At 43.2% G+C, this 22,546-nt stretch carries 21 protein-coding genes; 11 read left to right on the top strand and 10 right to left on the bottom strand.

Features of this window, described 5'->3' with window-relative positions:
* Window positions 1–270 precede the first annotated feature (270 nt).
* The 8 genes from guaA to V7K30_RS14740 form a co-directional block, all read right to left on the bottom strand.
* Complete coding sequence (gene guaA, locus V7K30_RS14775; protein ID WP_335000352.1) at window positions 271–1,893, bottom strand: glutamine-hydrolyzing GMP synthase; 1,623 nt, start codon at window positions 1,891–1,893, stop codon at window positions 271–273.
* Between the two features lie 228 nt (window positions 1,894–2,121).
* Window positions 2,122–3,237, bottom strand: coding sequence for a cobalt-precorrin-5B (C(1))-methyltransferase CbiD (cbiD, locus tag V7K30_RS14770; RefSeq protein ID WP_335000350.1), 1,116 nt, complete (start codon window positions 3,235–3,237; stop codon window positions 2,122–2,124).
* A 15-nt stretch (window positions 3,238–3,252) separates the two neighbouring features.
* Window positions 3,253–3,654: a hypothetical protein gene (locus V7K30_RS14765; RefSeq protein WP_335000348.1), complete on the bottom strand. Its 402-nt coding sequence runs from the start codon at window positions 3,652–3,654 to the stop codon at window positions 3,253–3,255.
* A gap of 231 nt (window positions 3,655–3,885) precedes the next feature.
* Window positions 3,886–4,344 (bottom strand): hypothetical protein, encoded by a 459-nt coding sequence (locus V7K30_RS14760; RefSeq protein ID WP_335000346.1) that lies wholly within the window; start codon window positions 4,342–4,344, stop codon window positions 3,886–3,888.
* 42 nt (window positions 4,345–4,386) lie between these two features.
* Entirely contained in the window at window positions 4,387–4,539 is a 153-nt protein-coding gene (locus V7K30_RS14755; protein WP_335000344.1) for a hypothetical protein, read from the bottom strand.
* A 41-nt stretch (window positions 4,540–4,580) separates the two neighbouring features.
* Window positions 4,581–4,877: a DUF7734 family protein gene (locus tag V7K30_RS14750; protein ID WP_335000342.1), complete on the bottom strand. Its 297-nt coding sequence runs from the start codon at window positions 4,875–4,877 to the stop codon at window positions 4,581–4,583.
* A gap of 36 nt (window positions 4,878–4,913) precedes the next feature.
* Window positions 4,914–5,510 carry a DUF3177 family protein gene (locus tag V7K30_RS14745; protein WP_335000340.1) on the bottom strand — a complete coding sequence of 199 codons (597 nt, stop codon included), beginning with the start codon at window positions 5,508–5,510 and terminating at the stop codon, window positions 4,914–4,916.
* 1,135 nt (window positions 5,511–6,645) lie between these two features.
* A complete protein-coding gene (locus V7K30_RS14740; RefSeq protein ID WP_094347170.1) occupies window positions 6,646–6,891 on the bottom strand; it encodes a Calvin cycle protein CP12 in 246 nt (81 codons plus the stop codon).
* 374 nt (window positions 6,892–7,265) lie between these two features.
* Between V7K30_RS14740 and V7K30_RS14735 the strand changes: the two genes are divergently transcribed.
* From V7K30_RS14735 to V7K30_RS14690, 11 genes are all read left to right on the top strand, one after another.
* Window positions 7,266–8,501, top strand: a complete 1,236-nt coding sequence (locus tag V7K30_RS14735; protein ID WP_335000338.1) for an FIST signal transduction protein — start codon at window positions 7,266–7,268, stop codon at window positions 8,499–8,501.
* 450 nt (window positions 8,502–8,951) lie between these two features.
* Window positions 8,952–10,697, top strand: coding sequence for a potassium-transporting ATPase subunit KdpA (kdpA, locus tag V7K30_RS14730; protein WP_335000336.1), 1,746 nt, complete (start codon window positions 8,952–8,954; stop codon window positions 10,695–10,697).
* Window positions 10,698–10,758: 61 nt separating this feature from the next.
* Window positions 10,759–12,900 carry a potassium-transporting ATPase subunit KdpB gene (gene kdpB, locus V7K30_RS14725; protein WP_335000334.1) on the top strand — a complete coding sequence of 714 codons (2,142 nt, stop codon included), beginning with the start codon at window positions 10,759–10,761 and terminating at the stop codon, window positions 12,898–12,900.
* 6 nt (window positions 12,901–12,906) lie between these two features.
* Window positions 12,907–13,176 (top strand): potassium-transporting ATPase subunit F, encoded by a 270-nt coding sequence (locus tag V7K30_RS14720; protein WP_335000333.1) that lies wholly within the window; start codon window positions 12,907–12,909, stop codon window positions 13,174–13,176.
* A complete protein-coding gene (gene kdpC / locus V7K30_RS14715) occupies window positions 13,176–13,814 on the top strand; it encodes a K(+)-transporting ATPase subunit C (protein WP_335000331.1) in 639 nt (212 codons plus the stop codon). The genes V7K30_RS14720 and kdpC overlap by 1 nt, the downstream gene beginning before the upstream one ends.
* Before the next feature lie 503 nt (window positions 13,815–14,317).
* Window positions 14,318–14,728, top strand: a complete 411-nt coding sequence (locus V7K30_RS14710) for a TrkA C-terminal domain-containing protein (RefSeq protein WP_335000329.1) — start codon at window positions 14,318–14,320, stop codon at window positions 14,726–14,728.
* A 4-nt stretch (window positions 14,729–14,732) separates the two neighbouring features.
* Window positions 14,733–15,182, top strand: coding sequence for a hypothetical protein (locus V7K30_RS14705; protein ID WP_335000328.1), 450 nt, complete (start codon window positions 14,733–14,735; stop codon window positions 15,180–15,182).
* A 127-nt stretch (window positions 15,183–15,309) separates the two neighbouring features.
* On the top strand, window positions 15,310–15,708 hold the full coding sequence (locus tag V7K30_RS14700; RefSeq protein WP_335000326.1) for a hypothetical protein: 399 nt from the start codon (window positions 15,310–15,312) through the stop codon (window positions 15,706–15,708).
* Window positions 15,705–15,860 (top strand): DUF7219 family protein, encoded by a 156-nt coding sequence (locus V7K30_RS34255; RefSeq protein WP_442941068.1) that lies wholly within the window; start codon window positions 15,705–15,707, stop codon window positions 15,858–15,860. The genes V7K30_RS14700 and V7K30_RS34255 overlap by 4 nt, the downstream gene beginning before the upstream one ends.
* A 126-nt stretch (window positions 15,861–15,986) precedes the next feature.
* Window positions 15,987–17,447 carry a hypothetical protein gene (locus V7K30_RS14695; protein ID WP_335000324.1) on the top strand — a complete coding sequence of 487 codons (1,461 nt, stop codon included), beginning with the start codon at window positions 15,987–15,989 and terminating at the stop codon, window positions 17,445–17,447.
* 183 nt (window positions 17,448–17,630) lie between these two features.
* The gene (locus tag V7K30_RS14690; RefSeq protein ID WP_335000322.1) at window positions 17,631–19,388 is read left to right on the top strand and encodes an iron uptake porin; all 1,758 of its coding nucleotides are present in this window, start codon (window positions 17,631–17,633) and stop codon (window positions 19,386–19,388) included.
* 297 nt (window positions 19,389–19,685) lie between these two features.
* Here V7K30_RS14690 and V7K30_RS14685 read toward each other — a convergent pair whose 3' ends face one another.
* Window positions 19,686–20,600 (bottom strand): DUF1338 domain-containing protein, encoded by a 915-nt coding sequence (locus tag V7K30_RS14685; RefSeq protein WP_335000320.1) that lies wholly within the window; start codon window positions 20,598–20,600, stop codon window positions 19,686–19,688.
* Window positions 20,601–20,683: 83 nt separating this feature from the next.
* On the bottom strand, window positions 20,684–22,003 hold the full coding sequence (locus V7K30_RS14680) for an acetyl ornithine aminotransferase family protein (RefSeq protein ID WP_335000318.1): 1,320 nt from the start codon (window positions 22,001–22,003) through the stop codon (window positions 20,684–20,686).
* Window positions 22,004–22,546 lie beyond the last annotated feature (543 nt).

Genomic DNA, 22,546 nt, shown 5'->3' with positions numbered 1-22,546 from the left:
GTTAAGACTAATACGGGATTTTGGGGCATTCTTGCTCTTAGTAAACCGAAATTCAAAAAACAGACAATACCGAGGCTTAAAACGAGTCAGGTCGGCATTGCCATTTTGAAATACAGCAGAAGTCAGGAGTCAGGAATCAACAGTCAGAAGTAAACTAGGTTTTATACCTAATTAACTTGCAAACTGCTGTATGTGAATCTAAACTACTGCAAGGGATCTGAACCATAACAAAGAGTAATGAGCTTTTAGTCAAGTCAACTCAAAACTTAATTACTCCCATTCAATGGTTCCAGGCGGCTTAGAGGTGATGTCATAAACCACCCGATTTACCCCTTTCACCTCATTCACAATCCGAGTGGAAATCACTTCCAGCACATTGTAAGGGACTCTGGCCCAATCAGCAGTCATGCCATCTTCACTGGTAACAATCCGCAAAACAATCGGGTAAGCGTAAGTACGTTGATCCCCCATAACGCCAACACTACGAATTGGCAGCAATACAGCAAATGCTTGCCAGAAATCATGATACATGCCACGTTGGTTAATTTCTTGCCGCACAATCAAATCGGCATCGCGCAAAATGTTTAACCGCTCAGATGTGACTTCCCCCAGGATGCGAATTGCCAAACCAGGCCCAGGAAAAGGTTGCCGTTGGACAATTTCTTCTGGTAAACCAATGGAACGCCCAACTTTGCGGACTTCATCTTTAAATAGTTTCCGCAGTGGTTCCACCAATTTAAATCTTAGGTCTTTGGGCAAACCGCCAACATTGTGATGACTCTTAATTTTCACTGCTACCCGCTCACCAGTTTGGGGATCAACGTTGGTGTCAGCAGATTCGATGACATCTGGATAAAGAGTCCCTTGAGCCAGATAGTCAAAGTGACCGAGGCGCTTGGATGTTTCCTCAAACACGCTGATAAATTCGTGTCCGATGCGGCGGCGTTTTTCTTCAGGATCTGTGATATCAGCGATCGCAGCTAAAAAGCGATCGCGAGCATTCACATACTCTACAGGAATATGAAACTGCTCGTGGAATAGTTTTACTAATCGTTCTGGCTCATACTTTCGCATAAAGCCTTGGTCGATAAACACGCAAGTCAGTTGCTCACCAATCGCTTTATACAGCAAAAAGGCCAAAGTAGAAGAATCCACTCCCCCAGACAGCGCCAACAGCACCCGCTTTTCACCAACTCTGGCGCGAATTTCTCGAATTGCGTCTTCGACAAAAGCCGCTGTTGTCCAAGTAGGTTCGCAATCGCAGATATGGTAGACAAAATTACGGATTAATGCTATACCGCCAATAGAATGCACCACCTCTGGATGGAACTGAACGCCGTAAAGTTTCCTTTCGTGGTCGGCGATCGCAGCACAAGGAGTATTTTCTGTATGTGCCAGCAATTCAAACCCTGATGGCATTTGGATAACTGAGTCTCCATGACTCATCCACATCGTAGTACCATCTTCAACATTAGTGAGCAAATCTGTGGGATTGTCAATATACAATGATGCTTTGCCGTACTCACCTCGGTCAGCCTTCGCCACTTCCCCACCGAGTTGGTTTACCATCAGCTGCATCCCATAGCAAACACCCAAGATAGGTATTCCCAAATTCCAGATTTCTGGGTCACAATGGGGAGCGTTATCACCATAAACCGAACTCGGCCCACCGGAGAGGATGATTCCCTTAGGATTGAGTTGGCGCAAATGTGCAGAAGTAGTGCGATAGGACAAAACTTCCGAGTATACTTGAGTCTCGCGAATGCGACGGGCAATCAACTCAGAATATTGAGAGCCGAAGTCCAGAATTGCAATCAATTGACGATCAAGCCGCCCAAAATTTTCCAATGTTTGGGGCGCTAGTTCTGTTGGTAGAGTCACCGCTGTATTCATGACGGGAAAGTTATATCTGTTAAGGATAAATAGATGCTTTGTGGTCTATGGTGATGCTATTATTCAGCCTGGGTAGGCTGATAATGGTATAGAGAGCCTTTACAAACGCGAGGTTATGTGCGTTTGTCTAGTTCCTGAGTCGGAGATGGTATTAAAACGATAAATCTACCTTTGAGTGGTTACTTAAAAGATTATTTATTTGGATTGTTTACGATTATTCATAATAAATTAACATAATTTTCCCATCAACAGACCAGCAGTTTTACTCTTCACGATAATTTTGCGATCGCGATCAAAGAGGATAGAGCCACAGACTGTTACTCCTGTGCCTCTTTCACTATGGCTTTGGATGTATTCTTGGGAACGGACATCGATAGTTTCGGCGATCGCACTGTAAACTTGATTTACCCAATCACTACCAGTTGCAGCATCTAGCGATTTTAGGTATGTTAGTGCAGCTTCGGCGGTGGCACTATTAAACACAGCTTGGATATCTGGTGATTTTAAACCTGCGATCGCACAGTGCGCGGCTAAAATTTCCCGGCGTCCGTCAGCCAAGTAGTGATGAGTGTGAAAAATTCCCCCAGCCAATTTCATCAGCTTACCGTGATAGCCAAATAATAAGATTTCTTTCACACCCAGCACATCAGCTTCTACTAACATTGGTCCAAGCCAGTTAGCAGTTTTGACCAATTGTTCAGGATTAATCCCTAGTTTACGCGCCAAATCTAGGCCATTCTCCCCGATACAGAATACTAAACTTTCAAAACGACTGGCTTTATTTTGTAATTCCGTCCGAAAAATTGCAAGTTGATCTGGTGTACTTAAGGGTTGAGAAATGCCGGTTGTGCCTAAAAGGGAAAGTCCTTCAACCACACCAAAGGCAGAATTTGAAGTCCGAACAGCTAGCGATCGCCCTTCAGGTAAAATAATCGTCACCGTGATTTTTTCTCCCGGTGCTAGCATTCTTTGCAAATTCTCTTGCAAAAGCCTTTGAGCATAGGCATAAATAGCCGGCTTCTCATCAGCGTTTAATTGCCTACCAATCCCTTCCCCACCTTTAATAATTACTGCATCATCACCCTGTTCCCTCCATTCCACCAATGCCCAAATTGGTGTATCTTTAGTCAAATCAAGATTATCACCGGGATCGCTGCGAGTTATTGCTAAAGCCATATTCTCAGATAGTCCTGCTACCTGTTCAATGGGGATTTCGGCGATTTGAGCGGGTTCAATCAAATCTAGAGATGCTAAAGTTAGGGGTTGGCGATCGCGTAACCAATGTAAAGCTGCAAGAGCAGCAGCACAGGCAAAGACGGGAAGTGTGTATCCAGAACGGGACATTTTATATCACTGAACCTAGCATTTTTTCCCCAATTGTGGTTTGATATTAGCCTTGGTAATAACGTCAATACAATCATTGTCTGTAACAATAAAGTAATGAACCACATCCCTAGTTTCCAACATTCCGCAAGATTCATCTACTAACTCCTCTACAATATCTGAATTGGACACCACATATACTGTTTCCTCCATTGGTAGAGGCAAGTGCTGGAGTTGCTTGAGCCTGCGTCCTTCGTCTATAACCCGATACACTTCTGTATATGTGAACTTCACTGTGATAGTTTGATTTGGATCGTAAAAAATGAGGTCTATTTCCAGACCATCATCACTATCTTTAAGCAATTGCACATCACGACGTTTTTTTGGGAAAGCTCCTATCTGCCAAGGTTTGTAAGACTGATGTTGAGTTCTATGCACTTTGCTGAAACCTCACATAAACCCACCCTGTTGGATTGAAAATTATGATGTCTAAATAATTCTTCAAAATTGTTCGCGCAGCGTCTCGTAGAGAAGACAGTTTCAGATAGCAATTTAGACCCATCTGTACCTTGCTTCAGGGGAATACCTAAATCAGCAGCAGTGAGCCTTGAATGGACAACCAACGGACTGCAACTGTTCGCTGTATTTGATTGGTTATGCAGTCGCTTACTAAAAACTAGGATAGTTCTGATCGCCTTTCAACATCGATTCTAGCTGCTCAACTGTTGAAAGAATCGCCTCTATATCTCCATCTGAAGCCAACTCCTTAATTTCCTTGAGACGTTCCAAAACTCCTATTTTCCCATCTGCAAGCAATGCATTGAACTGATACCAATTGTACAGGTGATACAGCAGGTGATACACAACACCAGTATCTAGTTCATGACTGGGTTCACGTAGAAATAACTCTAAATCAACTAACCAGTCTATTGCGGCTCCAATCCCATCAACGTAAGTGTGAAAAACAGCAGTTTTCAGCATCTCCTCTGGTGCATTGGGATAAGCTTGGTGGAATGCCTGTTTTGCCTCGCTGCTCAGGTTACTACGTTGTAGCAAGTTTCGTACAATTTCCCAACGTTGTTCTCGACTAAATTGTTTTGGCGTGTTTGCATCCTGTGACTGTTGCATCTAAGCCCATCCAAATAAAGCTCACAGTATAACCAGTCTGTCTTAACTGCGATCGCCTGACCAACACTTCGAGTCAATAATCCATGAAATAATGCGATCGCACAGATTTTCGTCTACAAGCAATTTCACACAGATACCACAAATAACTTGTTCTTGCGATCGGTAGCGAGTCCGCGTACCCCTTCGGGGAAGCAAGCTACGCGCAGCGTCTCGTAGAGAGCGTCATTACGAATTAATTAGACTCCCACTTCTGATAATAGAGCTTGCATAGCTTCCCAAGAAAGTCCTTGTTGAATATAACGGGGTGCTTCAGGATTATAAGGACTAGCTACTCGGTCAATGTTGAGAATGTTTGCCCCATCTGGCATAACTGGTACATCTGCATCAAATGCCGTAGGGCGCATTAAAGAACTGGAAAAGCCTTTGAAAACAGCAATTGTATCTTGTTCATTGGCAATTTCCACCGTTACAAGTAAGACTTCTTGGGGGCGTTTAGCAGTGTATTGTTCCAGTCGCTTGCCAATGGAATTCATTTTTTTAACATGTAGAGTACGGTAGCGCAGCGACGGTTACTGTGGTGTTGCCGAGCGTCCTTGCTTGCCCAGCTTAATCAGAACAAAATAGCTTAAGTAAAGCACAAAAATTACTAAACTAATTATGCCAAGAAAACCTAAGAACTCAGGCTTGCTATTAGCATGGAAATATTCTTTGAATAGCAACGGAGCCTCGAACCAAACGCGACAATAGGGAGTCTTTAGCACATCGGCAGAAAAAGCACAACCCAAAAAAGGGATAAAGGCTAATGTACCCAAAATACAATAAACAGTTGTAGCCCAGCGCCAAGAGGTAAAAATAAATTTCAAAGAGCCACTGGTTTGATACTCAATTTCATCATTGAGATCCACCCAGAACCACAGCGAAATTGGGATCAAAATCTGAGCTATTAATCCAGAGATAAAGCTAACTGGATATTGGGCAATCATTAAGTAAATCGTGATTGCCACCAGGCTTGATATTCGCCAGTATATAGTCAATAAGCGTTGTATGGCTTCCGCTTTTTGCACAAATGCCCAAATCAGAAGAATTAGCGGAATAATTACCAGGAATAATACTGCCAGTCGGTAATCAATCCAGACGAAAGGGCGAAACCAAATATTATAGTCCATAGTTTTTCTCAAACAATAGATAAAAAAGAATTCAGAAGTCAGGAGTCAGAATTAATCTAGTGGGGTTTTATACCACTACCTGATTGTAAACCGCTTAATAAGGCAGGGGATTAAACCCTTTTATTCAGGAGTCAATCGGACTCCAATCCATGCTGAATTCTGACTCCCGAATTCAGCATGAATTCTTCTTGATAATAGTTTAATCAAAGCATAAAGCTCAGTAGTTAGCCTCAAGAGGGCGCTCTAACTTCTTTCTGTAAGCAAGTGGCTCTACCAACTCATGGATTTCACGAAATTTATACTATAAACATGTTTGTAGGGGCGTACAGATGCACATTGGTGTCAACTTAAGCGCAAACCCCTTTAAAACCTCATTAAGAACCTCTGGCTGGAAATGCTTTTTCATTACGGCTCTGCCGCTAGTCTTGAGGCGGCAGCCCCCCTATAGGCATTCCCAGTTGGAGACTCTTGACGAGGAAATCTATCAAATTGTCTAGACTGGTTTTTACGTTAAGTTGACACCAATGATAGATGCACGCCCCTACAGCCAATTCATTTGTTGCAAAGATTTTTGAAAAAGGTATTATAAGGTATTACAATATGAAATTTTGATCGGGCGATATCTGAGTTATTGAGAAGACACGGAGATGCAGTGACACACAGAAACCCCATGTCTGGAAAGCGCACCCTCTCCTAAACGGCTACGGTGTACACACAAGTCGAAAAAAGCTCAATTTCCCATTATTCTCTCGTTTATCTCGTTCCCATGCAGAGTATGGGAATGCCTGATTAGAGGCTGCTGCCTCCAGTCAGATATTGAGTCAGAGACTCAATGAATGCATTCCCAGTCGGAGACTGGGAACGAGGAAAACGAGGAAACGAGGAAAGTTTTATCAAGCTAGGTTTTTAGGACTTGTGTATACACCGTAGCTCAAACGGAGAAGTCTATTGATTCAAATAAGGAATTTATTTTTTTGTCTTTATGACTAAAGTCGGGGGCTTTAAACCTAACGCTTGCAAGCGGGGAAAATTGGCAACGGAAAGAGTCGCCAATTTTCCCCATTGTTTGCGTCTTTTTTAGTTAATTCTGGTTGCTTGCTGACCAAACGAACAGAAAATTCACTTGCCTCAATTTCTAGTCGTCGTAAACCCGGCATTCAATTGCATCTGGGTTGTCATCACAATACTGTTCTAGAGAGTTTTTTGGCTTGCTTTGGCGCTTGTGGGAAGCTTCGGCTTGCAACTCTTCTACTGCATCCCAAGCAGCAGCACACTCTGGAGAGTTGCTACCGTTAATATCACAGACAGTACGCGCTTGTTCCACTTCTTCGTGGATTTTTTCTTGGATGTCGCCCTTTGCTGTTTCTTGGATGTTGGTCATTGCTTTAGTCTCGTTGTGTGTTGTTAATACCAGTATGGAAAAAGTTCAGAAATGGCAGTTTTTGGCTTGATTACTAACCATTCTAACCATTTAGCTGATCAGAAGTTAGTGTTTTCGCTTATTGATTTATAACCAATACAGCAAACTAGCGCATTTATAATGCATTTACCTTTATTTTTTAATGTTTTGTGGAATCAGTAGCATAGATAAATAATCATACAATATATTTAGATGCAATATATTAGGGAATGACAACCCCAGCTTCTTGGCATCGAGGAGACGAAGGGCTGGCGTCAATTCTTGTAGGATGCAATTCTTCCCAAAATAAAAAATCAAAACCTACTAGCCCAAAAAGAGAAAGAAGCTCAAAACTCATGGCAGACCAAATGCAGTGGGCAAACGCCCTATCAACCCGTCATTCTTTGGAAGCCGCTGTTACAGATGTGGTGGAACGAGCTGTCTCATCGTTAACAGCACCTGCGGATCTAGGACTGGTATTCATTTCGTCTGCTTTTACAAGTGAGTATTCCCGACTGTTACCCTTGTTAGCTGAGAAACTTTCTGTGCCAGTGCTAATTGGCTGTAGTGGTGGAGGTGTGATTGGGACAACAGTTAGCGGAGATACCCAAGAACTGGAAGCTGAACCAGCTATTAGCTTGACTTTAGCACACCTTCCAGGGGTGAAGGTTCAAGTTTTTCATATTGTTGCTGAAGAATTACCTGACTTAGACAGTTCACCAGATGCTTGGCTTGATTTGATCGGTGTGCCACCATCACCGACACCCCAGTTCATTTTGCTGTCTAGTTCTTTCGCTTCTGGAATCAACGATTTGTTACAGGGGCTGGATTTTGCTTATCCAGGATCGGTGATAGTGGGGGGACAGGCTAGTGGTGGGGGTATGGGTGGTCGTGTTGCTCTATTTTGTAACGATGCCTGTGGTGATGAACACCAAAGCCTGTATCGCGAAGGCACTGTTGGTATAGCTTTGACTGGCAATATTGTTTTGGAAACGATTGTAGCCCAAGGATGCCGACCGATTGGCAAACCATTGCAAGTTACAAAAGCCGATCGCAATATTATTGTGGAGTTAGATGAGAAAGTACCTTTAATGGTGTTGCGAGATTTGATTGCCAGTCTCAGCGAACAAGAACGCACTTTAGCACAGCACTCTCTGTTTGTTGGTGTGGCAATGGATGAATTTAAGCTGGCTTTGCAGCAAGGAGACTTTTTAATTCGTGGTATTCTTGGGGTCGATCCAACAGCAGGGGCGATCGCAATTGGCGATCGTGTCCGTCCGGGTCAAAGGCTGCAATTTCACCTCCGCGATGCCCAAGCCTCCGCTGAAGACCTAGAATTACTCCTGCAAAGTTATCAACATAAACGAGAATCTGAACCCTCTGCCGTAGCTGCCTTGATGTTTTCCTGTCTGGGGCGAGGTGAAGGACTGTATGGTAAACCCAACTTCGATTCTGAACTATTTCGGCGCTACCTTAACGATATTCCTGTAGGCGGCTTTTTCTGTGGCGGTGAAATCGGCCCTGTTGGTGGCAGAACCTTCTTACACGCCTACACTTCAGCATTTGGAATTTGCCGCCAAAATCAGTTATGAGTTATGAATTAAACTCCTGACTCTCCCAATTTTGGATTTTAGATTTTAGATTAACCCCATACCTTCATGTCAAGGCTTGACCCGGATTTCTCACTTATGAGAAATCCGGGTTCAGTCTGTAGGCTATTCGCCAAAGTGGGATGCTCTGGTTTTAGCGCCAAATAGCTGTTTGTTTAGCATTTAGCTGTCCTTCTATATTTGCAGATATATATCAAGATAAACGCTCTGAAGACTTGTGTATATATATAAATATATTCCTTGTATAGGCTAGTTTAAATATCAATTTATACCTTGTGTTCCCTCACAAAAAGCCCGATGATTGATTAGGAAGCCCAGAGTTATAGGTTAGCTAATAATAATGCCAATATACTTGATTATTTTTTCTGATTCGGGGCAAAAAATATCTGATATTGATCTGAAATTTATTCATGTCGGAGTTTAAATAATCCAATGCTACAAGGATGGATTCAAATTGCACTAACGCTACTAATTGTAGTAGCGATAACTCCATTTTTTGGGCGCTACATGGCGCGTGTATACCTAGAGCAAAGTACTTTTTTCGACCCAGTTTTGAATCCGGTTGAGCGACTCCTGTATGCCTTGGTTGGCGTTACAAATAAAGAAAACATGACGGGTTGGCAGTATGCGCGAGCAATCCTGTACAGCAACGTAGTCATGATGTTGCTGATTTTCTTCCTGATCGCAAATCAAGGATGGCTACCGCTTAACCCGACCAAAATAGATGCCCCAACCTGGGACACCATAGTACATACCACGATTTCCTTTATTACTAATACCAACCAGCAGCATTATTCTGGTGAAACCTACTTGAGCTACGGTAGTCAAATGTTCGGGCTGGGCTACCATATGTTCACCTCTGCTGCAACTGGTTTGGCGGTAGGAATTGCCTTTATTCGGGGATTGACGGGTAGATCGTTGGGTAACTTTTATGTAGACCTAATTCGCTCGATTACCCGAATTTTGCTGCCTATTTGTATTGTGGGCGGCATTGTCTTGATGGCAGCTGGCGTTCCCGAAACACTGGCGGGTGCAGTTGTATTCCCTACCTTAGAAGATCCGAATATCAGTCAGGCGATCGCTCGTGGTCCAGTTGCCCACTTTGAAATTATCAAGCAATTAGGAGAAAACGGCGGTGGCTTTTTTGCGATCAACTCGGCACACCCCTTTGAAAATCCCAGTGGATTTACTAATTTAATTCAGATTGTGGCAATGCTTTCCATTCCCACATCCCTGATCTATACCTATGGCTTGTTTGCCAATAACACCAAACAAGCCTGGTTACTCTACAGCATGGTCGGTGTAATTTTTCTCGGATTTCTGATTGTCACCGCTATTGGTGAATACAACGGGAATCCGGCTGTAAATACGCTTTTGGGCAGTCAGCAACCGAACCTAGAGGGTAAAGAAGTCCGATTTGGTTGGGCACAATCTGTATTATTTGCGGTAAGTACAACCGGAACAATGTGCGGAGCCGTCAACAGTTTCCACGACTCCTTTATGCCCGCCGGTGGTTTTATTTTTCTCTCGAATATGTTCCTGCAAATCATGTGGGGTGGACAGGGTACTGGAACAGCTTACTTATTTGCCTATAGCATCCTGGCGGTATTCGTCACAGGTTTGATGGTGGGACGCACACCAGAATTTCTGGGACGCAAGATTGAAAAGCGTGAAGTGGTCCTTGCTAGCTTTCTAATTTTGCTAGTTCACCCGATCGCAATTTTGATTCCGGGGGGAATCGCCTTAGCTTTTCCTGACCAACTGGCAGGAATTAGCAATCCCGGCTTTCACGGCTTTTCTCAGGTGATTTACGAATATGCCTCGGCTGCTGCGAACAACGGTTCTGGGTTTGAAGGTTTAGGCGATTCCCAACCTTCTCCTTTGGCGATCGCTACAGGCGCCAAAACTACCGCAACCGCCCTCTGGTGGAACCTGAGTACCTGCTTCAGTTTACTGGCAGGACGCTATATTCCAATCATCGGTCTGCTGTTGCTAGCCGATAGCATGTCCCGTAAGCAAGCTGTTCCCTACACAACTGGGACATTGCGAACCGACACCGGACTATTTACAGGCGTTACCGCAGGCGTGATTTTAATCTTGGGCGCACTCACATTTTTCCCAGTGCTGGCATTAGGTCCGATCGCTGAAGCCTTTTTTATCGCCAAAGGCATCGGTTGAGAGAATTTTGGATTTTAGATTTTGGATTTTGGATTCAGTCAGATTGCTCTGATATTAATGTATGCCAACTACTACTGATTCTCCTTCACCCCGTATTCCATCTGGAACTCGTGACTCACGCAAGCACACCCCTAAGGTGGATACGCGGGGACTTTACCAGAGAGCAATTCGTGAGTCATTTATCAAGCTCGATCCTCGAATTACTGTCAAAAACCCAGTTATGTTTGTTGTTTGGGTGGGGACAATTGTCACCTTATTAGTAACCCTTAACCCAAATCTGTTTGGCACAGTTCAGGCAGATATCAACCAACAACGCTTGTTAAACGGGTTGATTACCTTCATTCTCTTTTTCACCCTCGTTTTTGCCAACTTTGCCGAAGCCGTCGCTGAAGGACGCGGCAAAGCCCAGGCTGATTCACTGCGATCGACGCGATCGGATACGATCGCTAACAAAGTCCTCCCTGATGGTTCTGTACAACAAGTCAACTCTACAGAACTGCGGCGGGGCGATTTGGTTAAGGTGATTGCAAATAATATGATTCCCGCCGATGGGGATGTGATTAAAGGCATCGGCTCAGTGGATGAGTCGGCGATTACTGGGGAATCTGCCCCTGTATTGAAGCAACCAGGTACAGATATTGCCAGTTCGGTGACAGGAGGTACACGCCTACTTTCAGACGAGTTGACAATTCGCATTAGTGCTGATCCTGGTCAAGGCTTTATCGATCGGATGATTGCCCTGGTAGAAGGGGCGCAACGCACCAAGACTCCCAACGAAATTGCTTTGACGGTATTGTTGGCAGTGCTAACGCAGGTGTTCTTGATTGTAGTCTCAACCATCCCTCCCTACGTGGGCTACATCGCCAGCTTTATCAGCACAGCGTTTGGGGTTGAGGCGGGAAACAGTTTGCGTGCGGGTGCTAGCGTTGCGATTCTCATCTCGTTACTGGTAGCTTTAATTCCCACAACTATCGGTGGTTTGCTCAGTGCGATCGGCATTGCCGGGATGGATAGGGTTGCCCAATTTAACGTCATTGCTACCTCCGGTCGAGCAGTAGAAGCCTGCGGCGATATCAACACCTTGGTGTTAGATAAGACAGGCACTATCACCTTGGGTAATCGGATGGCTGATGAGTTTATTCCTCTAGATAATCACTCACTAGAAGATGTAGCGCGAATCTCCCTAGCTGCTAGCTTGTTTGATGAAACACCAGAAGGCAAGTCAATTGTGATATTGGCAGAAAAGTCTCAGGCTGCGGTAGATTTTAATATCGACAAAGCCGAAGGTGTGGAATTTTCGGCGAAAACCCGGATGAGTGGCACGAATCTACCCGATGGCAAACAAATTCGCAAAGGAGCAGTAGATGCTATTAAAGGGTTTGTCCGTTCCCGTGGCGGCCAGGTTCCTGATGATACAGATGCAGCTTATGAGCGAGTTTCCCGCTTAGGCGGTACACCCTTAGCTGTCTGCCAAGATGACAAAATTTATGGTGTCATCTACCTCAAAGATATTGTGAAACCTGGACTGCGGGAACGGTTTGATCAACTCCGCCGCATGGGTGTTCGCACCGTCATGCTCACAGGTGACAACCGAATTACGGCTTCGGTAATTGCTGAAGAAGCTGGGGTGGATGATTTCATTGCCGAAGCGACTCCAGAAGACAAAATTGAGGTGATTCGCTCCGAACAAGCTCAGGGTAAACTGGTGGCAATGACCGGGGATGGTACTAACGATGCACCCGCCCTCGCTCAGGCAAACGTGGGTGTGGCGATGAACTCTGGGACGCAAGCTGCTAAAGAAGCTGCTAACATGGTGGACTTAGACTCTGACCCCACGAAGCTAATTGACCTAGTAACCATAGGTAAACAGTTGCTAATTACCCGTGGAGCCTTGACAACATTCTCGATCGCTAACGATATTGCCAAGTATTTTGCGATCATTCCCACTATCTTTGCAGCTGCTGGAATCGGCGCACTTAATATTATGGGATTAAAGAGTGCCCAATCTGCGATCGTCTCGGCGTTGATTTATAACGCCTTGATTATTCCGGCATTAATTCCGCTAGCACTCAAAGGGGTGAAGTTCTTACCTTTAACAGCAGATCAACTGCTACGTCGCAACATCTTGATTTATGGGCTAGGTGGCATCATTGCTCCCTTCATTGCCATCAAACTGATAGATATTATCTTACCTTTGTCTTAATTTACTATGAAACCCGTTCAGATTCGACGCACTATTATTGCATCCCAAGTAGTTGAAGAAATAACTGATATCTGGTGTCAATGGCGTAGACAAAAACTGCCACTGTATTTGTTCCTGGCGATGTGTTTCAACCTAGTGGTTGCACCTATAGTCTATGCTGCTACTGGTGAACAACTTTCCCGCAGTCAATCTTGGGGATTGGGACTGTTAGGAATGGTGACGCTAGGGCTTTCCATCTATTTATTTTTTGTCATGTTTGTACCGGAGAAATTTTAATGAGTTTTGCACGCGAAGCTAGTAGAGCTGTTCGTTCTACCTTGGTACTTTGGGTCATCGGGGCAATTATTTATCCTTTGGCGATGATTGTTATTGGACAGATTGTGTTTCCGTTTCAAGCAAACGGTAGTCTACTGAAAAATAGCGCCGGTCAAGTTGTGGGTTCTGCCTTGATTGGTCAACCTTTTACTAGCGATCGCTATTTTAACAGCCGTCCCAGTACCACTAGTTACAGCACAGCTGATCCCAAAAAGGACGATGGGGGAGTTTTGAAAACTGGGGTTTCTGGTGCTAGTAACTTGGCTCCCAGTAATCCCGCATTACTGGAACGCATCAAAGGTAAAGATGACCCCGACCCCAGCAAAAAAATTGAAGGTGACTTGACTCGTCTGAAAAAAGCGGGTGTACAGCCAACTGGCGATCTAATCTACACCTCTGGTTCCAGCCTTGACCCCCATATTACCCCCGAAGCTGCGATCGCACAAATTGCACGCGTGGCCAAGGCACGAGGATTTCAGCCGAACCAACTGGAAACTTTGATTTCTCAAAACACCGATGGTCGCTTTCTCGGCATCTTTGGTGAGCCTGGGGTTAATGTGTTGAAGCTGAATTTAGCTCTGGATCAGATTAAGAAATAAAGGTATGGGAAATAGTAGAGACGCAAAATTTTGCATCTCTACTATTCAGAATTATTATCTAAGGTTTAGATCCCCGACTTCTTAAAGAAGTCGGGGATCTCGTTTTTCATGAATGATTAAGTAATATAGCAATCCGATTTGATTTCTGAAATTATTTGCGTAGGCTGGGAGTGGGGAGTGGGGAGTAGGGAGTAGGGAAGAAGCCTCTTTGAGTTGTACTGAGTTTTTTCAAAAATCAAACATGAGTCCTATATTATGTTCGTTTGATTACTGATTAAACCCAAAGAACCCCACCCCGCTAAAGCTACGCTTTGTCTCCCTGCCCCTAATCCCCAGAGGGGGCCCCGAGTTCCCCGCTTGCGGGGAGGGGTTGGGGGTGGGGTTCTTTTATTATGGGTAATTTGGTGGATATGATATAAGCCTATATCTCTAAATATATGCCTATTTATAATTATCTAATCCATTTTATATATCTGTAAAATATATCTATAAAAAAATATTTTGTGGATGAAATACTGCACAATACTATTAGAGTTAGAAAATATTTTGTGTTCAAAAATAAAAAAGCTTTAGAACCAAGTTTGTTTGGTGTTTTAATCCAAGCTAATAGCGTTTATTGTGGCATTGATTTAACTGAAATTCAGTTGCCTGAGCAATGCGCTTTTCTAGGAATTTTAAGAGATGATCAAGTCCTTTCAGCAACAGATAATCCTACTATTTTCGCTGGGGACTACATTTTAGCAGTAGCAACCGATCCGATGATGGTTCCTGCTCTCAAAGTCACTCTTAAGAAAATTCATTCTGTTTACTATTCGCTTAACAGTTGCTTACTGGAAGCTCGACCAACAGCCAGCCAATCTGTTAATTCAGATGACTCAGATGTACCAAATAGTTTCAATTTCACATATTATTAGATAGATGAACATTTACTTCTTCTATTATCATGCACCTGACCCGAAGATGATTAAAGATTTAGGTGCTACGATTACAACCCAAATTAAGGGCGAAATTAGTGATATTCACTCTAAAGGCAATCAGATATTTTTTATCGAAACTCTGTTTATGGGTGGGCAAAGGATTAGAGCCAATCATACTATTCCCACTGAATCGATTGTAATTGTTGAAGCTCCACCCATATTACAAGGAGATTGGTTAACAGCAGGAGTTTCTCTACTTTTGGTTACTCGGATGAAGCCAGAAACTACCGCTTGGGGTACTGTTGTCCTCAACTATTGCAGATTAATCCAAATTCATAAAATTGAAGTTATTACCTCTCCTTGGAGTAATAACATTGATATGGAAACAATTAGCAATCAGGCAGCAAGTGAAGAAAAGTTACAAACACTCAATCCTTCTGATTCATTTTAAATGACAAATCTCTTCCAAAACCTGAGATGGAAAGCAAGCAAAGTAGTAGTTTCTCGCTAGCTTCTGAAGATGTTTAATTTAGATGACCTTTACAGAATCTGAGTTCGACTAACTAAAGGTTTTTAATATGCATACTTCGGAGCTTTTGCGACTTGATGTATCCGCCCAAAAAAGTGTTCATCAGTCCACCCTAATTGAATCAAATCTGGCGAAGACAACACATAATGATCCAAAACCACATGAAGGAGATATTCCTTTTGTAGCGATATTTTTGGCTCACATTTCCTTCATGATCGTTTGGGCAATTGTCGTTTATATCGTTTCATCTGTCTGCAAAGCACTAGAAGATCCCCCAGAAAATGCAGGACAAGATAAAGATGAAATAGTAAGCATCAAACATTTACAGCAACATCCCTGTAAAAACTGCCAATTTTTTAACAACAACTCTTATCTAAAGTGTGCAGTACACCCTGCCATTGCTCTAACTCAACAAGCACTCAATTGCTCTGACTACAGTCCTAAATAGGTGACTTTGCTCAAAAAGTTAGCTACATTACTAGTTTAGAAACTGGTGGAAAACTATCTACAGAAGAAGCTTTCTCTCAACTGGAGGCACTCTGGAAACAGTTGGAAGTGAGTAAAAATAAGCTGGAAATCGGTAGCGATATATCAGTTTAATTTGGTTGACTAATCCTGATGTAAGTGCAACAACAGCAATGCAGTGATTGGTAGTCTGAGAAGGTTTAAATATTTAGACAGAGTTTGAAGTTTGGAAATTTCATTTGATAAAACTGAACACATTTTATGAAACAAAAAGAGACGATATTTGTTATTCCAACTCATCGACTGAGAGATGTAGCAGAGACCATCGAAAAATATGATGAGAACTTCTGGGCAAATGGTCATGCTTTAAAAATTATCGTCTTTGATGATTCCAGCATTGCCAACCACGAGAAATATTACCCACTTTTAGAACAGACTAAGACTGTCAATGACGTGTTTTATGTCGGTCCTCAACAGAAAGAGGAATTTATTACATTTTTAAATGAAAGACTGCGCGATCGCAAGCTTGAATCACTAGTAAAAAACTTATTCCGACCTAGTTATGGCGGAAATCGCAACTTCACGCTGATGTATACCCTTGGTCATTTAATGGTTAGTGCAGATGACGATATGCGACCAGATGCATTAATTGAAACTAGTCCAGAATCTTTAACAGGCGATGAGATATGTCGAGGTAAACTGATCAAGTCCACCCAACAAGGCGGCTTTGTCCATAAATCTTTTGACTTACTCACAGCTTTCGGTGATGTTCTAGGTAAAAAAGCCAGCCATGTACCGGAAAACTTCGAGGCTGGAGAATTGGTTGTTGATACAGCAATGGATTTAGAAACCAACACAACCAAGGGCTACTTTCGAGAAAATAGCCTCGTATTACAACAGGGAAGAGTCTTGAATAATGCGATCGTTAAGATTGCCCAAACTTTTCGCACAGGAACTAATGATATCGATACACTTGATTTTATTCATATGTATCTCAATGATGAAAACCAAATTAGTCCAAATGACCTGAATGATTTTTATATTCTTACCAACTTTAGACCTGTCATTACCAACAAAAACTGGAGAATGGATTGTGGAGTCGCTGGATATGATAATCAGCTAGGTCTACCACCTTTTTTTCCAACTAGGCTTAGATTTGAAGATTATATCTACAGGATTTGGATACAGCAAGAGGGCATTGTAGCTGCACACGTTGATGCTGTTCAGAACCATATTAGAAATAATTATATGCGTAATCCTTTGGCTAGTGAACTCTTTAATGAGGAAATATGTAGCCTACTGAAAAAGAAGATTAAAAGCAGTGTTTATCATCTTGATGACCTGGGAATCAAGTTTGATTACTCTGGTGAGGTCACGTTGCTAGACTCTGAGGAAATCCTGGAAAAAATCTCTGCTATCCACAGCCAGGTAGTTAAAGCCTCAATGTCTACCCAGAATGAAGAACGTAAGCAGTCCCTGCAATTATTTGCTGAGAACTTATCGAGAGTATTTTATGGGTTTGAACCTGACTTTTTTCAGCAAAACGTTTCCAGAATTATTGACGATGTTATTAGCCAATTTCATGGATCTCTAGAAATATGGCCAACTCTAGTTGAAATATGTTACTTTTACAAAGATAAAAAGGATTTACCACAAATCAGGATCAAAAACAAGAAAGTTAAGTCCAGAAATGGCACAAAGGTGAGCGAAATTCAACCATAAGCTCTTAATCTGGCAAACAAAGTATCTCCAAGACTTTACGATTCTTCATCAGGAAAATTTTTGTGAGACATATCTTTCAGTTACTGCAATCTGATAAGATTTTCAACAAGTTGAATAACTGCTCGTTCTCTTTTTCTTGAACCCACTGATTTCGGGTCTTTTTTGGGAAAGGAAAATAAAAAAATGTCTCATCTATTGTGGAAAACTCTGGTACTAAGTCCAGTAGTTTTGGGAGTGACGGTGTTGGTTTGCGCTAGGGCTATGGCTGCTGAAGTAGTAAGCTCTTCTAAAGATATAAAGGCAAAAGTTACTCAGACAGAAGCACCAATAGCTTCTGCTGCTTCAATATTCATTCAAACAGAGCAACCAAAAGTTAATCAGCAATTGGTTGCTCAAAAGACTGATGATAATAAGGTTTTAGAAGAGGTTAACCGCTACAGTAGCGAAGACAAGAACCAGAATTCACTGTCTCAAGTCACATCGGTTTCTCAGTTTTCTGATGTACAGCCGACGGACTGGGCATTCCAAGCTTTGCAATCCCTGGTTGAACGCTATGGTTGTATTGCTGGATACCCCAATAGTACTTACCGTGGCAACCGGGCATTGACTCGTTATGAGTTTGCCGCAGGTTTGAATGCTTGTTTAGATCGGGTTAATGAACTGATTGCCACTGCAACTGGTGACTTAGTGACAAAACAGGATTTGGCCACCCTCCAGCGTTTGCAAGAGGAATTCTCGGCAGAACTCGCAACTCTGCGGGGTCGAGTAGATGCTGTAGAAGCACGGACTGCTGAACTAGAAGCTAATCAGTTTTCAACTACTACAAAATTGGTCGGTGAAGCTATTTTTGCCGTTAGTGATATTTTTGGCGGTAACACTGGCGATGCTAACAATACTGTCTTCCAAGATAGGGTACGTTTAGACTTGCAAACCAGTTTTACTGGTAAAGACGTTTTACACACCCGTCTTGCAGCCGGTAATGCCCTAGCGTTTAATCAAGTGGGGAATGATGGCTCTACTATCCGTACTGCTGAAGGCACACAAACTTTTCAAATCGGCAGCACTAGTAACAACAGTGTCATTATAGACTGGTTATCCTATTACTTCCCCGTTGGCAACTCCCAAGTATACATTGCTGCTTATGGAGGTATTCAAAGCGATTACGTTCCTACTGTCAACCCATACTTTGAGGATTATGATGGCGGTAACGGTGCTTTGTCTACCTTTGCCTCCGAAAGCCCAATCTATCGGATTGGCGGCGGTGCTGGTGTCGGCGTTAACTTAGCCTTTGGTAAAGGTGGCGGTGGCTTCCAACCTTCATTAACCCTTGGTTACTTGGGATCTCAAGCGAATAACCCTGGTCTAAATACGGGTTTATTTGAGGGTAACTATGCTGCTTTAGGACAGTTGAACTTAAAATTAGGCGATCGCATCACCTTAGCTGCAACCTACGTCCACGGTTATCATAATGGTGGCACTGTTTTATTCGATGCAGGCTCTGCAAGTACAACAACTGGTGTAGTCGGTACTGCACAAGCTAACTTTGTCGGTGCTGGCAATCCATATTTAAGTAATTCCTACGGCTTTGAAGCTGCTTTCAAACCGAGTGATAAACTGTCGATTAGTGGCTTTGCGGTTTACAGCGACATCACAGGACTTGGTGCTAATGATAATGCTCAAGTTTGGAGTTATGGAGCTGGGGTAGCCCTCCCAGACTTAGGTAAGAAGGGCAACGTTTTAGGAATTTTCGCAGGTATTGAACCTTATGTTGGAGGTAACACTGCTGATAAACCATACCACTTTGAAGGTTTCTATAAGTATCGCGTAACCGACAACATCTCGATCACGCCTGGGGTAATTTGGTTAACAAATCCTGGTCAAATTGCTGGCAACAACGATGATGCAATCATTGGGACGCTGAGAACAACTTTCACCTTCTAAAGGTTTACAGCAATTTGCTGTAGGGTAGCACAGCTGTCATTGGTGTCAATTTAATCTAGAAACGATAGAAAACTCTCGTTTCTAGCCTCTGGCTGAAAATGCACTTCATTGCGGCTCTGCCGCTAATAAAGGAGGCAAAGCCTCACAGAGGGCATTCCCAGCCAGAGACTCTTGGCGAGGGAATCTATCAAAGCTTTGTCTAGACTGGTTTTTAGGTTAAGTTGACACCAATGGGCATTGCCATGCCCTTACCAACGTATTTGTATCATTATTAAAGTGAAGACTAACAACTCTGGGCTATTTAGATAGACGAGTCATTTCAAATAATTGCTGGGCATTACTTCCTAAAAAAGCATCGAAAAGTACCTGCCCTCCAGATTCTACTTCCACTACATAGCGCTGGGCAATTTCATAATAAGCGTAAGTCCAAGGGATCTGAATTTCTGCGCCACTGTTATCATCTAACACTGTCACCATTGACCTTACTGCTTGAGTTGCAGTTTGCCGCAAACCACAAGCAATATTTCCCTCTATCTCTGCTTTCATCGGCACACCCAGGTTAGCCAAAGCACTGGCGGTAGTATCAATGTCTGGATATTCTGGGGTGTTCTGTCCGTTGACGTAGCCTGTGAAATGGTTGACACCATATCCGTGCAGCAATACCCAAGCCCCATACTGAGTAACCTGATTCACTTCTTCGACAACAGAACGCTGGGGAGTTTGCCAAGGGCGGGTGAAGATTTGCTGGAGTTGTTTGGCGATGGTTTCAATGTTCCCGTCTTTTTGTAGAACAATAAGGGGTAAGGTCAGTTCGCCTGGGATTGAAGATACTGTTTTAGATATGAGTTGAACAATATTAGCAGGCAATTCATCGACAATCAACTCGCTGATAAAGAGTTTGGGTAAGTTAAATTCCTGTTGCTGTGGATGACGATAATGACGGGCATACAGATGAGTTTGAGGAAAATTATACTCTCCAGCCACCATGTAACCTAAAGCTTCTGCAAGTTGCCCAAGGTAATCAATTCCCAAGTTAACTTGACCCTGTGGACTATCTACTAATAAACGCAAAGACCGAAAGGCGATGTGGTCGTTGGCGACTGTCCCACCCGCAGCAGTTATCATTTGCTGGTAGGTACGGGCATAATTTACTCTTGTGCTGTATTCTTGCCAAAGTAATTTCCATAAATTAAGGGCTATTTCGGGTTTCATATAGTTTCATATAGATTTGTCATTTGTCATTAGTTAACAATAGAGACGCGATTAATCGCGTCTGTACAAGTCCCACTTATCTTTTAAAAATTTAAAATCTCGCTAATAATTTGAAGGGCTATGTGAATTTGGTCGCTGTCGATAACTAGAGGGGGACAGAAACGAATTGCTGCTTTACCGCAACCTAGCAATAATAAACCGTGTAAAAAAGCTTCTTGGATAATGCGATCGCGCAATTTATGATCAAGATTACCCTGTTGATCCAATAAGTCCACCGCAACCATCAAACCCTTACCTCGTGGCGGCGATACTCTCGGAAATCTTTGATGCAACTCGGTAAGACTAGCTTGTAATAATTCTCCCATCTGGGTAGCATTGGTCATCAAACCAGTTTCCAGCAGTCGCAGTGTGGCAATACCGGCAGCACAAGCTACGGGATTACCGCCAAATGTGGTAGCGTGAGAACCAGGAGGCCAAGTCATTAACTCTGGTCTAGCAAGTATCGCTCCTAAAGGCAGACCACTGGCAATACCTTTAGCAGTGGTAATGATATCAGGCATCACACCCCAATGCTCGATCGCAAATAAGCGACCAGTCCGCCCCATTCCCGCTTGCACTTCATCCACTACCATCAGAATACCGTAGCGATCGCAAATATCCCGAATCCGCTGCAAGAAACCATCCTCTGGTACGATGTAGCCACCCTCTCCTTGAATCGCTTCGACGACGATCGCTGCTACTTCTTGCGGTGGTAAAATTGTGCCAAATAGCTGTTTTTCCAGGTAATCTAAGCTAGCGTGAGTGCCGTAGGGGATATGAGTAACGCCAGGAAGTAAAGGGCCAAAATCCGCTCGCTGCACTGCTTTTGAACCCGTGAGAGACATTGCCCCATAAGTGCGTCCGTGAAATGCACCTAAGAAGGCTACGATTAGCGATCGCTTGGTGTAATATCGAGCTAGTTTGATGGCTCCTTCGTTAGACTCTGCGCCAGAATTGGTGAAAAATACTTTTGCAGGGAATGCACTGTTACTCTGTGGTTGAGGAAAGGGAGCGCGAATCGCTAGTTGTTCCGCTAGTTCCACCATCGGCTCATAATAAAAATCCGTCCCTGACATGTGCAGCAGACGCCCCGACTGTTCTTGAATTGCTTTGACGACTTCTGGGTGGGCGTGTCCAGTGGCGGTAACGGCAATACCTGCGGTCATATCCAGAAATACATTGCCATCCACATCTTCTACCATACAGCCCTGGCCGCGAGATACAACTAACGGATAATCGCGCGTATAAGAAGGAGAAGTTACGGCGCGATCGCGTTGTACAATTGCTTGAGCGCGAGGCCCAGGTAAAGAAGTTATTAAATGGGGTGTACGAGGTAAATTTAGGTTAATAGGGATACTTAACATAATTTTTTCTATTTTTTAAAGATTACTGATGATTAAACCCTAATGGTTGATTGCTTACAGTAGCATTTGATGCCATTGGTGTAGGAATTACGCATTTAACGAAAAATTAGAGTATAAGTCAGCGATTATGGAAAATTACAGATAATTTTTCATGAATTCTTAGAGGTATTTAACGAAAAAGCTTCATGGTAAAGACTTTCGGATATTTTAAGACTATCGCCCGTTTTTATAACACAACTTCTGCGATCGCGTCATCTTGTATTTTTGAAGCATGACCAGCTTTACCATTAGATATCAGACCACAGGAGAATTGCTATATCAGGACTTACGCAAAAAGGCAGTGATATCATGTCCGCATAATTAGTTACGATTCCCACAGTCATTGCACCCCACCCCGCCAAAGCTATGCTTTGTCTCCCCTCCCGAAGAGCGGGGAGGGGATTAAGGGGTGGGGTTCTTCGGGTTTAATAAGCAATCAAGCGGACATGATATGAAAGCCTTGATTTACCGTAGGGGAAATTCATGAATTGCCCCTACATTTCG

The sequence above is a fragment of the Nostoc sp. genome (genome assembly GCF_036917655.1).
Lineage (GTDB): Bacteria > Cyanobacteriota > Cyanobacteriia > Cyanobacteriales > Nostocaceae > Nostoc.
The sequence above is the reverse complement of the archived record's forward strand: the minus strand, read 5'-3'. Positions and strand labels throughout refer to the sequence as shown.

Bases quoted from the DNA above. Each gene is read 5' to 3' on its own strand.
- guaA (WP_335000352.1), bottom strand. From the start codon at position 1,893: ATGAATACAGCGGTGACTCTACCAACAGAACTAGCGCCCCAAACATTG.
- cbiD (WP_335000350.1), bottom strand. From the start codon at position 3,237: ATGTCCCGTTCTGGATACACACTTCCCGTCTTTGCCTGTGCTGCTGCT.
- V7K30_RS14760 (WP_335000346.1), bottom strand. From the start codon at position 4,344: ATGCAACAGTCACAGGATGCAAACACGCCAAAACAATTTAGTCGAGAA.
- V7K30_RS14750 (WP_335000342.1), bottom strand. From the start codon at position 4,877: ATGAATTCCATTGGCAAGCGACTGGAACAATACACTGCTAAACGCCCC.
- V7K30_RS14745 (WP_335000340.1), bottom strand. From the start codon at position 5,510: ATGGACTATAATATTTGGTTTCGCCCTTTCGTCTGGATTGATTACCGA.
- V7K30_RS14740 (WP_094347170.1), bottom strand. From the start codon at position 6,891: ATGACCAACATCCAAGAAACAGCAAAGGGCGACATCCAAGAAAAAATC.
- V7K30_RS14735 (WP_335000338.1), top strand. From the start codon at position 7,266: ATGGCAGACCAAATGCAGTGGGCAAACGCCCTATCAACCCGTCATTCT.
- kdpA (WP_335000336.1), top strand. From the start codon at position 8,952: ATGCTACAAGGATGGATTCAAATTGCACTAACGCTACTAATTGTAGTA.
- kdpB (WP_335000334.1), top strand. From the start codon at position 10,759: ATGCCAACTACTACTGATTCTCCTTCACCCCGTATTCCATCTGGAACT.
- V7K30_RS14720 (WP_335000333.1), top strand. From the start codon at position 12,907: ATGAAACCCGTTCAGATTCGACGCACTATTATTGCATCCCAAGTAGTT.
- kdpC (WP_335000331.1), top strand. From the start codon at position 13,176: ATGAGTTTTGCACGCGAAGCTAGTAGAGCTGTTCGTTCTACCTTGGTA.
- V7K30_RS14705 (WP_335000328.1), top strand. From the start codon at position 14,733: ATGAACATTTACTTCTTCTATTATCATGCACCTGACCCGAAGATGATT.
- V7K30_RS14700 (WP_335000326.1), top strand. From the start codon at position 15,310: ATGCATACTTCGGAGCTTTTGCGACTTGATGTATCCGCCCAAAAAAGT.
- V7K30_RS14695 (WP_335000324.1), top strand. From the start codon at position 15,987: ATGAAACAAAAAGAGACGATATTTGTTATTCCAACTCATCGACTGAGA.
- V7K30_RS14690 (WP_335000322.1), top strand. From the start codon at position 17,631: ATGTCTCATCTATTGTGGAAAACTCTGGTACTAAGTCCAGTAGTTTTG.
- V7K30_RS14685 (WP_335000320.1), bottom strand. From the start codon at position 20,600: ATGAAACCCGAAATAGCCCTTAATTTATGGAAATTACTTTGGCAAGAA.
- V7K30_RS14680 (WP_335000318.1), bottom strand. From the start codon at position 22,003: ATGTTAAGTATCCCTATTAACCTAAATTTACCTCGTACACCCCATTTA.